Below are 12,741 nucleotides of genomic sequence, written 5' to 3'. Positions count from 1 at the left end.
GCGCAGATCATGGCTCGCATCTTTATCGTTCGCCCGGTTTTCGCGATCGTCATCGCTTTATTCCTCTCACTAGCGGGTTACTTGTCGCTGTTAGCGCTTCCGGTCGCGCAATATCCCGAGATTACACCGCCGACAGTCAAGATTACCTCGGTCTATCCCGGCGCGAGCGCAAAGGTGGTCGAGGAAGGCGTTACCGCACCGCTCGATTCGCAGATCAACGGCGTTACCGGCATGGAATCGATCCGCGCTGTTTCCGGCTCCGATGGAAGCTCGATCATCACGGTGCAATTCAGCCTTGAAACCGACGCCGATATCGCCGCAGTCGAGACGCAGAACCGGGTTACGCAGGTTTCGCCGCAATTGCCCGCAACGGTGAACGATATCGGCGTGACTGTGCGCAAGGCCTCCTCGGACACCTTGATGTACGCAGCGTTCTATTCGACCGCCGATGCGTACGATCGCACGTTCATCTCGAACTATCTCGACAACATCATCGTCGATGAGCTCAAGCGCGTTCAAGGCGTGGGTGACGTCTCGGTGTTCGGCGCGCCCTTCGCCATGCGCATCTGGCTGAAACCTGATCGCCTGGCAGCGCTGGGTCTTTCGCCGATGGATGTTGTGGCCGCTGTGCGCGAACAGAACGCTCAGGCGGCTCCCGGGGCGGTGGGACAACCGCCAAATCAGACCGCGAGCGGTTTTGAATACTCGCTCGAATTGCAGGGCCGGATCGCGCAGGTTGGCGAGTTTGAAAACATCGTCCTACGCAGCGGCGCCGATGGCTCGCAGGTGCGTGTCGGGGATGTCGCGCGGGTCGAGTTGGGCGCCAAAGGATACGCGCAGGAAGCCTCCCTCAATGGCAAGCCGGCGGCCGCTGTGGGCATCGCGTTATCGCCTGGCGCCAACGCCATGACGACGGCCGAAGAGCTGAAGACCCGCCTTGGGGAAATGAAAGAGAGCTTCCCGCCCGACTTTGACTACGAGATCGTCTACGATTCCTCGGAGTTCGTCGAGGAATCGATCGCGGAGGTCGGCCACACCCTGCGCGATGCTGTGATTCTCGTTCTGCTCGTGGTGTTCCTCTTCCTGCAAAGCTGGCGCGCGACGCTGATTCCGATGCTTGCCGTTCCGGTGTCCTTGCTAGCGACGCTGATCGCGTATCAGGCGCTCGGCTTTTCGATCAACACGCTGTCCTTGTTCGGAATGGTGCTCGCTATCGGCATCGTGGTCGATGATGCGATCGTTGTGGTCGAGATGGTTGAACACAAGATGGAGCACAAGGGATTGAGCCCCAAAGAGGCGACCCGCGCGGCGATGGACGAGGTTTCCGGCCCCGTCGTCGCCATCGCGCTTGTGCTCTCCGCGGTGTTTGTGCCGATGGCCTTCGTCCCTGGCGTCAGCGGCCAATTGTATCAGCAATTCGCGCTGACGATTGCAGTTTCCACAATGTTCTCCGCGCTGATCGCGCTCACCTTGACGCCGGCGCTGTGCGCGATGTTGCTCAAGCCAAAGTCTGAAGGCGGATCCGGCAGTATCCTCACGCGCTTCTTCGACCGCTTCAACGCTGGATTTGACCGCCTGACCCAGCGCTATGGCGCGTTCATCGGGATGACGACCGGAAGCCTCAAACGCGTCGCGGTGTTTCTAACCATAGTCTTGTTCGCGGTCGCGCTGCTGTTCCGGGTCACGCCCACAGGCTTTGTCCCCGATGAGGACACCGGATCTTTCTTCGTCCAGGCGATGTTGCCGGACGCCGCGAACAGCCAGCGCACAGCGCAGGTTCTGCGAGACTTTTCCGGAAAGCTTGGAAAGTTGGAGGGCGTTGAGTCGATAATGTCGATCACCGGCTACGACGTGCTTTCGGGCACCGCTGCGTCCAGCGCTGGCCTCATGATCGTAAAGCTGCATCCATGGGGCGAGCGCGACGCAGCGACCTCGGCTGAAGCGATCATCATGCAAGCCAACAAAATGGGCTTTGTAACACCTGAAGCGCAGATTTTTGGTTTTGGTCCGCCCGCGCTTCCCGGCTTCGGAGCGTCTTCGGGTTTTTCGATGATGCTGCAAGCGCGTGAGGGTCAGTCAGCTCGCGAACTGGCCGATGTGACACGTGATTTCATCGCCGAAGCGAGCAAGCAGCCTGAAATCGGGCGTATCTCGACAACCTTCAGCGCAGGCACGCCCAACTTCCAGTTGGAGATCGACCGCGAACGCGCAAAGGCACTCGGCCTTGCGCTCACCGATGTCTACCAGACGCTGCAAATCCTGCTCGGTGGATCTCAGGTCAATGACTTCACCCGGTATGGCAAGAATTACAAGGTGATGGTCCAGTCTGACGGAAACTACCGAGAGGACATCTCTGGACTCGCGCTCGTCAACGTGCGCAGCCGAACGACCGGACAAATGGTGCCGCTAAGCAGCGTGGTCTCGATCAGCAAATCGGCCGCGCCGCGCTTTACGGCGCGTTTCAATCTCTATGGCTCGGCCGACCTTAATGGCGCTCCGGCGCCCGGCTATTCGTCGGGCGACGCTGTTGCTGCGCTTGAACGCACCGCCGCCCAGCACCTTCCAGCGGGATATGGCTATGAATGGGCGGGCGTGACCAAAGAGGAAGTGGAGACCGGCAACGCCGCAACGGTCGTGATGGCGCTGTCCGTGCTTGTTGTCTTCCTGTTCCTCGCCGCGCTTTATGAAAGCTGGTCGATCCCGGTCGCGGTGTTGCTGGGCGTGCCCTTCGGCGTGCTCGGTGCGTTGATCGCGCTCCAACTGCGCGGCCTCGATTTCAACGTGTATGGCCAGATTGGCGTTGTCACTTTGGTCGGCTTGTCGGCCAAGAACGCGATCCTGATCGTTGAGTTCGCCAAGCAGTTTCACGAAGAGGGCATGGGTATCGCGCAAGCCGCGAAGGAAGCCGCCAAACAGCGCCTGCGCCCGATCCTGATGACATCGTTCGCATTCATCATGGGCGTCATTCCGCTCCTCATCGCTTCCGGCGCTGGCGCGGCGTCCAAGCAATCGGTGGGCACAGTGGTGTTTGGCGGCATGCTCGTCGCAACGGTGCTGGCGGTGCTGTCGGTGCCTGCGCTCTATGTAATCGTGCAAAGCATCACGGAAAAGATGACGGGCAAGAAGAAGGGCAACACCACCTCGCCAACTTTGCCCCCTGCAGAGACACCGTCCGCAGGCACGCAGCCCGTTGGAGCGCCAGCATGATCATGCGCTGGAGTACCCTATTGGGGATAGCCGCCGCCGCTCTCTCGCTGAGCGCGTGCACAATCGTGGGGCGCGATTATGACCGGCCCGAACTCGGCCTGCCCGATCGCAGCGCTGTCACCCTGACGCCAAGCGAAGCGCAAACCGCCGCCAACGTCCCATGGTTTGACGTGTTCGACGACCCCGAGCTGCGCCCGCTCATCGAGGAGGCGCTGGCGAGTAATCTCGATCTGCAGCTGGCCTTTGCACGGATAGAGGAAGCGCGTGCGCGTCTGCTGGTTTCGCGCAGCCTGTTCTTTCCCAGGGTCGACGGGGCGCTGACTACGGCAGCCACGCCGCAAAGCAACAGCAACGATGGCGCCTTTACGCTGGGTTTGCTGCTCAATTGGGAAGTCGACCTGTTCGGCAAGATCCGCCGCCAGAACGAAGCTGCACGGGCGCAATTGCTGGCGAGCGAAGCGGGCAAGAACGCGGTGGTGACTTCCATCGTGCAGCAAACCGCCGCGACTTGGCTGACTTTGCGCGAGTTGCAAGCTGAAGAGTCGATTATCGCCCGCAATATCGAGTTGCAGGAAGAGGCGCTTGAGCTTGTGCTCAAACTCAACGGGCAGGGGATCGTCTCTGATAGCGAAGTGCAGCAGGCCACCGCACAACTGGCCGGAACCCGCGCGCTCCTGCCGCAAACCGTGCAGACACGGCTCGTCACCGAAAACCTGCTCACCGTGCTGTTGGGGCGGTATCCGTCCGAAATCGACCTCACGCCGTTCGACCCGGTTCGCCAAGCGCAAGGTATAGGGGCTTATGCGCTGCCCGTTGGCGTGCCGAGCGACCTGCTCGCCCGCCGTCCTGACGTGATCTTCGCCGAACAGGAACTGGTGGCAGCCACCGCCAATGAAGGGGTTGCGATCGCCAACCGCTTCCCGTTCCCGACGATAGGCCTGACGGGGCTGCTGGGCCGGACATCGACCGATATCGGTTCGCTTTTCGAAGGTGGCCGATCCTCGGCGCTCAACAGCTGGGGCCCGAATGTCCAGCTTCCCATCCTGAACTTCGGTCGCGATCTCGGCAATGTGCGGGTGGCCGAAGCGCAAACGCGTCAGGCTCTGATCGTCTATCGTCAGACGATCCAAACCGCGCTTTTCGAGGTCAATTCTGCCGTTTACGCCTACACGGCAGCCGAAGAGCAGCTTGATCCTCTCACCGTCCAGCTCACCGCTGCGCAGCGGACCTTGTTCCTGCAAGATTTGCGCTTTCGAAGCGGTGTGGTCAGCTATCTTTCCGTGCTTGACGCGCAGCGTCTGGTCCTTTCGACCGAGCTGGCGATCGCGCGGGCAAGGTTGCAAAGGGATCTGGCGTTCACCGACCTCTATCGAGCCTTGGGAGGGGGATGGGATGGACCGGAAGCCGCGCTCTAAACAACGGCCCGAACACAGCTTGCACGAAGGGCGCGTCAATCAAGTACGGCCAGCCTCAGCACTCCCACCGAGAGGAGCGCAAGAGATGGCCAAAGAGTTGCGCCTGCCTTCGCTTGCGCAGGTCGAATAGTACCAGAGACACGTGGCGAGCAGGTGGCGGTGCTGTCTGTCTGACGCAAACCCATTTCCACTTGGCAGTGGCCCGCCCTATCCACGCCGCCTTGTCCGTCAATCAGGTCCAGTCGATCTGACAAGTCGGCTGAGCGGCAGCCGCGACAAGCCGAGGTAGCGGACGTTTGTGGATGTGGATGCAAATCGCCATTGAGCTGCTCTTCGCACCTTGTTCGCAGTTCAATCAAGCTTGGTCGGCGTATTGCGCCATTCGGAAGGTTGATCCGCCGCCGGCAAGATCGCGCTCACCGGGCAAACGACGACACAGGCGCCGCAATCGATACACACCTCCGCGTCGATAGCGAAGCGGTCTCCCACATCGTGGATGCATGAAACCGGGCAGACGGTGGTGCAGGATGCGTCTTTCACGCCAAGACAGGGTTCTCCGATCAGGTGGGTCATTGGACCACGCCGCGCTTGCTGTTTGAGTACTTACTCAGTATACAGGACCAATGCGAAAAGCAACCGCCCGGCGAACTTCCGCAGGCGACGATACGGTCGGCGCCGAAGCGGCACCAACGGGGCGGCGTCAGCTTCTTATCGAGGCGACTCTCGCGATGATAATGGAGCGTGGCGTCGCCGGTGTATCGACCCGCGACCTTGCACAACGTGTGGGCGTTTCCGAAGCTCTCATCTTTCACTATTTCAAGAGCAAGGCGGGCCTTTTGGAGGCGGCGGCACTCTCGCGCGAGACCTTGCTCTCAAGCCTGTTAGAAGTGCTCGAAAAGCCGGCAAGCAACAACTTGGCCGCGACGCTTCAAAGCCTGACTGAAGCGGCCTCCAAACGCCTGCGGCCGGGCACGCCGGGCTGGGCCTTTTGCTCTATCATGCTCTCACGCGACCCTCGCACACAGGACTTTCGCGAGACGGGGCTCAGCGTGCTCACAAACGCGCGCAGCCGGTTCGCTGACTGGCTGGAGGATAGCGGGCGATTGCGCACGGACGGTTTCGCTGCGGCATGCAGCTTTTTCGAAGGTGTGCTGTTCTTGGTGGCAACACTGCCCAGCGAGGCGCAAGCCTGGGACGAGTCTGCTCCGGAAGCGTTCGCAGGCCTGGCGCTGCGTTGGTGTCAAATTCATCTGGGAGACGCGTAATGCCCGGACCGATTGAAATCATTATGGCAATTGGCAAGAAGCTGGGTTATCCGATAGCCGCTCCCCAGCATACGATGCTGGATATGATCGAAAGGGCCGAGGATCATCCGGGCATCGGCTCGGACCCGCTACCAGCGCACCCTGATTCTCTGCCAAGCACGCCCTTCACCAACCACATCCCCTTCGATCAAACCGCGCTTGCCCATATCGGCTGGCGCCGATTGTTTTCACTCATCACGAAGATGCCAAGACTACCGCGCGAGATGAAGCGCGGCAGCCGCCTGTTTGAAGAGACCTTCCAGCCTTCTCGCCGAACCTTGTCGGAGGAGGAACGCGAGGGACTGATCGCCTTTATGAAAGAGAGGGGCGCGCTCGATATCGGGTTCTATCCAGAAGTCGATCCGAAGTTAGTGTTCAAGGGTATGGCACTGCCTGAGCGTCATGCGATAGTCTTCACGGTCGAGATGGAACAGGCGGCAATGGAGACCGCGCCCTCTGGCCGGGCTTTCACAGAAGTTGTCGACGGCTATTGTGCGCTGGGCAAGATCGCGAATGAGACGAGTGAATGGCTTCGCGAACGCGGCATTGCCGCCTATCCGGGCACAGCTATGGGCGGGCAGACCGATTATCCGGCGATGGCCGAGGCTGCCGGGATCGGAGCAATCGGGTATCACGGCCTCCTGATCGGCCCTAATGCCGGTGCGAGGATGCGCGTCAGCACCATCTATGTCGGCATCGACAACCTGCCCAAAGCCGAAAATCCTCACCTATGGGTGCGCGATGTCTGCGCCAATTGCCGCCGATGTGTGCGCAGCTGCCCGCCTGGTGCAATTGAAGCCAGCCCCAAGCCGAAGGCAAACGGGTTCAAACGCTCAATTCGGGCAACGGCTTGCCGCGACTATTTCGGGCGCAATTGGGGCTGTGCGATCTGCGTCAAGGTGTGCCCGTTCAGTGAGAAAGGCTACGATGTCGTGCGCAAGAGCTATGAGGCTGGCCTCGCTAACCCTGTTCGAACCAGGCCTACATCAACCATCGCCGAGACAGCCACCGCAAACGCCACTATCGAAGGGCCGCGCATCGCCGTAGTCGGCGCCGGTCCAGCCGGGTTCTATGTCGCCAAGTCCGTGCTGGAACGCGATCCGACCGCGCGGATCGACATGATTGAGCGGCTTCCCTTCCCTCATGGCCTGGTGCGTTACGGTGTCGCGCCCGATCACCCAGAGGTTCGCGCCAAAGGCTTTACGTATGATCGGATGCTTGAACACCCGCGAATACGCTTCCTGGGGGGTGTCGAGATCGGCAAGGATGTCGAGGCATCGGAGTTGCGCGGACTTTATGACGCGGTGTGTCTCTCAACCGGAGCCCCTGCCAATCGCAGGCTCGGCATTCCTGGAGAGGATCTTCCCGGAAGCTTTGCCGCACCCGATCTGGTTCGCTGGTACAATGCGCATCCAGATTTCTACGATCTCGACCCACGTATTGGGAAGAGGGTTGCGATCATCGGCCATGGTAATGTCGCGCTCGATACAGCGCGGATGCTCGTTAGCGATCCGCACAAACTCATCCTGACCGACATGATGCCCGAGGCGGCTGCTCGCTTCGCGTCCTCCGATATCGAGGAAGTCGAGATGATCGGTCGCTCCGGTCCGTCCCAGACCAGCTTTACCCCAAAAGAGCTGGTCGAACTGTCGGACATGCCGGGCGTTCAGATCATCGTCGACCCGGCCGATCTTGAGGCAGATCTGCCGCTCGCGCTGGCGGACCCGCAGGCCGAACGGCGGCGTAAACGCAATCTTGAACTCTTCGCGCAATGGGCCGCGGCCCCGTGCGATCAAAGCAAACGCCCCATCCGCATTCGGTTTCGCCGCAATCCCTCTAGAATTGAAGGCAGCGCGCGTGTTGAGGCGCTGATTCTCGACGGCACGCGCGTGGTCGAAAAGGATGGACGCGCGCAGCATGAAATGACCGGTGAAAGCGAGCGCCTGGAATGTGGCAGCGTGATCCGGGCGATTGGTTTTCGGACCACTGAGATCGCCGGGCTGCCATTCGATACCGAGCGAGCACGAATGTCGATGGACGCGAAAGGCCGCGTTCTAAACGCCGATGGGGCCGCAGAACCGTTCCTTTACGCGTCGGGCTGGGCCCGCCGAGGCCCGATCGGCGTCATCGGGACCAATAAAGTCGATGCCGAAGAAGTGGCTGCAACAATGCTGACTGATCTGGCCGACGCGACGGAGCGCCGCGGCGCTCCGGGACTGGATATCGAGGCGCCGGTAGACTTGAATGCCTGGTTCGATATTCAGCGCGAGGAGAAACGCCGCGGAGCGGTGCGCGGGATGGGAGCTTTGCGCTTCGTCGATCCATCCGAAGCGATCGACTGGCTCTCCAGCCACGGGCGCAGACGCCTCAACGATCCTACACTTCCGCCCGTGCACCCCGAAATGGGTCGTGTGGACAGGTCACGGGTCAGGCCTTGAACCAATCACAGGCGGAGTTCGCCAGGCCGCTCGCTTTCGTTAATAAGCGACCGTCATCTTTGAATAGCGGTATTCGCAGAGCGAGAAGTATGACGGGACAAATGCTGGTGAGCTGATCGTTTTTGGGTGGATTTCTGCGCCAGTCGGCTCCTGAGCGCGCGTTCTCAAAGCTGGACAGAGCCAACTCTTGGACGTGGAATCATCAGGGCGCAGGCCACGCGCGATAACCATTCGCGCGTCCATCAAGCGCGACTCGCGAAGGCAGTTGCAAAAAAGCGCTAGAAGCCTTCCGCCATGCCGCGCGAATGCCAGCACAAAAGTGGCCAGGGAGCACTCACTAACCCCTTGTACTTAATGAGAAATGGCGGAGAGAGAGGGATTCGAACCCTCGGTACTCGTGAGAGCACAACGGTTTTCGAGACCGCCCCGTTCGACCACTCCGGCATCTCTCCGTATTCTCGCTGAGAAACAGGCTCGCCGCGTGGTCGGCGGCGCGGCTTGGTGGTTCTCGAGAGCGCGCCCGTTAGCGCAAGGTTACAGCCTTTGCCAAGCCCTTTAGGGTCGCAATGTGGCACAAAGGTCGCGAAAGGCGGGCATATCTCGTCTCCCGAAGGCCTCGTGGCTTGTTTTGCGGCTACAAAGAGCCATATTTTCTGCATTATGGAACGTGCCGAATTCTTCTCGAGCCATGCAGGGCGCACAATCGTCGCCCCGCGTCAGCTTCGCAGCCGCTTTGGCATTGGCGATGTGGTGCGCCATCGGATGTTCGATTTTCGCGGTGTTGTCTTTGATATCGACCCGGTCTTTGCGAACAGCGAAGAATGGTACGAATCGATACCCGAAGAGATCCGCCCGTGCCGCGATCAGCCATTTTACCACCTCCTCGCGGAGAACGAGGATTCCAGCTACGTCGCGTATGTCAGCCAGCAGAATCTGGTGAGCGATGGCGAGAGTGGACCAGTGGATCATCCCACGCTGCCGCAACTTTTTGAACGGTTTCGCGATGGCCGTTACAGGATGCGCCGCTCGCTGACGCACTAGGTGCGCCGCTCGGGGATGGGTGTTTCAGCTCTTTAACTTCCAACCGCTGCGCAAGAGAGCATAGACACCCAGCGCCATCAGCGCGTTGAACGCCGCGATCCCAATCGCTGCCAACAGCACATCGCCCCCTTGCCCAATGTCGCTCTGCCCGAGAAAGCCATACCGAAAACCCGAAATAACGTAGAAGAACGGGTTCGCGCGGCTCACCGCCTGGAATGCGGGGGCAAGGTTCTCGATCACGTAGAAAGTGCCAGAAAGCAGGGAAAGCGGCGCGATGATGAAATTCGTGATAGCCGCGTTGTGATCGAATTTCTCAGCCCAGATCGACGTCGCCAGACCCAAGAGCGCGAGCATCACCGCGCCCATCAAGCCAAACCAAACGATGGCCCATGGGTGCGCGAGCCCAAGCGACACGCCTGGCCAGAGCGCCATGGCAAGCGCCACCGTGAAGCCAACCGCGACCGCTCTGGTCACCGCTGCCGCGATGATCCCGGTCATGAGCTCACCGGGAGATAGCGGGGGCATCAGGAGATCGATAATCGTCCCTTGGATCTTGCCAGACAGCAAGGAGAAGGAGGAGTTGGCAAACGCGTTTTGCATCATGCCCATGACAATCAGTCCGGGCGCAACGAAGCTGGCGAAGGGCACACCGAGCACTTCGCGCCCCTCACGCCCCAACGCGACCGTAAAAATGACCAGAAACAGCAAGGTCGTAACCGCTGGAGCCCAGATTGTCTGGGTCTGCACCTTGAGAAACCGGCGCACCTCCTTCATATAGAGCGCCCAGAGGCCAACGCGATTAATCCCTACTATCTGAGGCACGCCGCGGGGAGCGAAACCTTGCGAGGAGGCAGCTGTCCGTGACGCGGCGTGCGATCGGGACGATGGGGATTGTGACGCTTGCTGGACCATGGCTTGCCGCCTAGGCGAGCGTGACAAGACAAACAAGGCGAATGGGCCGGAAACGCCCATCGGAAAAGACTGGAAGTAACTCTATGAGCTGGACGGACGAGCGGATCGAAACGCTCAAGAAGATGTGGGAAGGCGGCTCGACAGCCAGCCAGATCGCGGAGGAACTTGGCGGTGTCAGCCGCAACGCGGTGATCGGCAAGGCGCACCGGCTGGGCCTCAAGTCCCGCCCGTCTCCGGTCAAGGCGAACGAGAAGAAAAAGGCCGCCAAGAAGACGTCGTCGAAGGCGTCGGCTGCGGCTAGGAAAGGCGCAGAAAAGACGGCGAATCCCGCGACCAAGGCCACAGCCAAAGGTTCGCCCAAGAAGGAAAAGGCCGCTTCCTCCAGCCCCGCTCAGGACGCCAAACCCACCGCAAGCGCAGCCATTCCCACACAGCCAGTGCCGAACCCGTCTTCCGTGCTTCCGAAGATCGTCTCGGTCGGTCCCGGAGGCTTTTTGCGCCAAGGCCCGGGCGATCAGCAGGCGCCCATTCCGCCCGCTCCGCCGCGACGCCTCGTCCCCGCCAAGCCGAGTCCCGAGATCGCCGACAAGACGAGCCTGCTCGACCTTTCGGACAAGGTCTGCCGATGGCCCATCGGTCACCCGGGCGAGCCCGATTTCCACTTCTGCGGCAAGCCGGTCAATCCAGGCTTTCCCTATTGCGTTGAACACTGCGGCCGGGCTTATCAGGCCCAATTGCCGCGCGGCGCTCGCCGTCCTCCGCCGCCGCTCCCATTCGGTGGACCGCGCGTGCGTTAAAGACGCTTGCCAATGCGTTGACAGACTTCAATCCTAAGGCCCAGTAGCGTTTCAGTTCCTGGGCCTTCAGTCTTGGGGAGAACCATAATGCCGTTGTCACTTCACGCCGCCTTTGTACCAAGCTGCCAGCAAATCCTTGGGGGCGTGCGCGCCATGATCGATCAGGCCGAAGGGTTCGCGCGCGAACACGAAATCGCGGATGCCGAGTTCATTGAAGCCAAGCTCGCGGACGACATGTGGTCGCTTCCCTGGCATGTTCGCGCGTGCTGGGTGCACTCGAAGCTTGCGCTCGATCTTATGCCAACCGGCGAATTCTCGCCCGATTTCACCGACGTGCCCGCAAGCTGGGACGCGATGCGCGCCATGGCGGACGATGCTCTGGACGGGCTCGGCGGGGTTGATGAGAGCGCTCTCGAGGCGATCGCGGAAAACCGAGTTTTCTTTGTACTGGGCGGAAAGCGACTGATGGAGTTCACCGTCGCCAACTTTCTTCTGAGCTTCTCCCAGCCGAACTTCTACTTTCACGCGACCACTTTCTACGACATCCTGCGTATGAAGGGATTGCCGCTCAATAAGCGCGCCTTCCTTCACACGCCGCGCGCTATCGAGAATTGATGTGAACCGTTCCAAGAGCCTTTTGGTCAGCACAGCCGCGCTGTGCGCGCTCGCCCTACCCACCCCAGCCCTGGCCGAACTTCCCGGGCCGGTGCGCGACATGATCGAGGCTGCGATTGCGGCTGGCGACGAGGACACCGTGCGCGCGGTGATCGATCTCGCCAAGACAACCAACCCGGACGATATCGCCGAGCTCAACTCGATCCTGGCCGCCTATGAGACCGATCTGGCGGCCGCCGATGCTGCTGAAGAGGCGGCCAAAGAGGCTGAGATCCGCTCCGCCGGGTTCTTCGAGAACTGGTCCGGTCAGGGCGAACTGGGCGCTTTCAACTCCACCGGCAACGCCGAAAACACGGGCCTGACCGCAAGCCTTTCGCTTGTGCGCAAGGGCATCAATTGGCGTCACAAACTGTCCGGACGCGCCGACTATCAGGAGACCGAAGGCACCGTCACGCGCGAACAGTATCTCGCCGCATACGAGCCCAACGTGAAGATCACAGATCGGCTCTACGCATATGCGCTGGCGCAGTACGAACGCGACCGTTTCCAGGGTTTTTCGGCGCGCTATTCGGCCTCGGGCGGTCTCGGCTATGATCTTCTCGTGGATGGGCCAACACTAACGGTCAAAGCCGGTCCGGCCTGGCGCCGCACCGAGCTGGTCGATGGCACGAGCAGCAGTAACCTCGCCGGCCTCGCCGCGCTCGATTTTGATTGGGACATTGCCAAGAACATTACCTTTACCCAGGACGCAAGCGCGTTTGTGCAGAGCGGTTCGAGCACCTTCATATCGGACACAGGGTTCCAGGCGGGCATTTCCGACGCTCTCTCGGTCCGCCTGTCTTACACAGTCGAGCACGACACCGATCCGCCGCTGGGCGCGGTCAAGACCGATACGCTCAGCCGCATAACCATCATTTACGATTTTTAAGGTTGAAGTCGATTTTGCGCGTGAAAGAGCAAAAGCAATTATAGCACGAAAAAGGCCGCCCGGATCGCTCCGAGCGGCCTTTTT

Annotated in this window: 10 protein-coding genes and 1 tRNA gene; 8 read left to right on the top strand and 3 right to left on the bottom strand. The window is 60.6% G+C overall.

Annotated elements, in window-relative coordinates:
* Window positions 1-9: 9 nt before the first annotated feature.
* On the top strand, window positions 10-3,207 hold the full coding sequence (locus QNI87_RS09055) for a multidrug efflux RND transporter permease subunit (RefSeq protein ID WP_300595891.1): 3,198 nt from the start codon (window positions 10-12) through the stop codon (window positions 3,205-3,207).
* Between the two features lie 2 nt (window positions 3,208-3,209).
* The gene (locus tag QNI87_RS09050; RefSeq protein WP_300595890.1) at window positions 3,210-4,622 is read left to right on the top strand and encodes an efflux transporter outer membrane subunit; all 1,413 of its coding nucleotides are present in this window, start codon (window positions 3,210-3,212) and stop codon (window positions 4,620-4,622) included.
* Between the two features lie 351 nt (window positions 4,623-4,973).
* Here QNI87_RS09050 and QNI87_RS09045 read toward each other — a convergent pair whose 3' ends face one another.
* On the bottom strand, window positions 4,974-5,195 hold the full coding sequence (locus QNI87_RS09045; RefSeq protein ID WP_300595889.1) for a 4Fe-4S binding protein: 222 nt from the start codon (window positions 5,193-5,195) through the stop codon (window positions 4,974-4,976).
* 50 nt (window positions 5,196-5,245) lie between these two features.
* Between QNI87_RS09045 and QNI87_RS09040 the strand changes: the two genes are divergently transcribed.
* Together QNI87_RS09040 and QNI87_RS09035 are read left to right on the top strand one after the other, a co-directional pair.
* Window positions 5,246-5,887, top strand: a complete 642-nt coding sequence (locus QNI87_RS09040; protein WP_300595888.1) for a TetR/AcrR family transcriptional regulator — start codon at window positions 5,246-5,248, stop codon at window positions 5,885-5,887.
* Window positions 5,887-8,364 carry an FAD-dependent oxidoreductase gene (locus QNI87_RS09035; protein ID WP_300595887.1) on the top strand — a complete coding sequence of 826 codons (2,478 nt, stop codon included), beginning with the start codon at window positions 5,887-5,889 and terminating at the stop codon, window positions 8,362-8,364. The genes QNI87_RS09040 and QNI87_RS09035 overlap by 1 nt, the downstream gene beginning before the upstream one ends.
* 362 nt (window positions 8,365-8,726) lie before the next feature.
* Here the strand turns inward: QNI87_RS09035 and QNI87_RS09030 are convergent.
* Window positions 8,727-8,816: transfer RNA gene (locus QNI87_RS09030), tRNA-Ser, on the bottom strand.
* Window positions 8,817-9,024: 208 nt separating this feature from the next.
* On the opposite strand from QNI87_RS09030, the gene hspQ reads away from it, so the two are divergent.
* A complete protein-coding gene (gene hspQ, locus QNI87_RS09025) occupies window positions 9,025-9,405 on the top strand; it encodes a heat shock protein HspQ (RefSeq protein WP_300595886.1) in 381 nt (126 codons plus the stop codon).
* 24 nt (window positions 9,406-9,429) lie between these two features.
* On the opposite strand, the gene QNI87_RS09020 is transcribed toward hspQ, so the two are convergent.
* Window positions 9,430-10,227 (bottom strand): ABC transporter permease, encoded by a 798-nt coding sequence (locus QNI87_RS09020; RefSeq protein ID WP_300595885.1) that lies wholly within the window; start codon window positions 10,225-10,227, stop codon window positions 9,430-9,432.
* Window positions 10,228-10,400: 173 nt separating this feature from the next.
* Here QNI87_RS09020 and QNI87_RS09015 point away from each other — a divergent pair, with 173 nt between their 5' ends.
* The 3 genes from QNI87_RS09015 (at window position 10,401) to QNI87_RS09005 (ending at window position 12,657) form a co-directional block, all read left to right on the top strand.
* Window positions 10,401-11,114, top strand: coding sequence for a GcrA family cell cycle regulator (locus QNI87_RS09015; RefSeq protein ID WP_300595884.1), 714 nt, complete (start codon window positions 10,401-10,403; stop codon window positions 11,112-11,114).
* An 87-nt stretch (window positions 11,115-11,201) separates the two neighbouring features.
* On the top strand, window positions 11,202-11,729 hold the full coding sequence (locus tag QNI87_RS09010) for a DUF1993 domain-containing protein (RefSeq protein ID WP_300595883.1): 528 nt from the start codon (window positions 11,202-11,204) through the stop codon (window positions 11,727-11,729).
* Window position 11,730: 1 nt separating this feature from the next.
* Entirely contained in the window at window positions 11,731-12,657 is a 927-nt protein-coding gene (locus tag QNI87_RS09005) for a DUF481 domain-containing protein (protein WP_300595882.1), read from the top strand.
* Window positions 12,658-12,741: the final 84 nt, after the last annotated feature.

The organism is Erythrobacter sp. (assembly GCF_030066995.1).
In the GTDB taxonomy this organism is placed as follows: Bacteria; Pseudomonadota; Alphaproteobacteria; order Sphingomonadales; family Sphingomonadaceae; genus Erythrobacter.
Note: the sequence above shows the minus strand (reverse complement) of the source record. Positions and strands in the feature narration are given on the sequence as shown.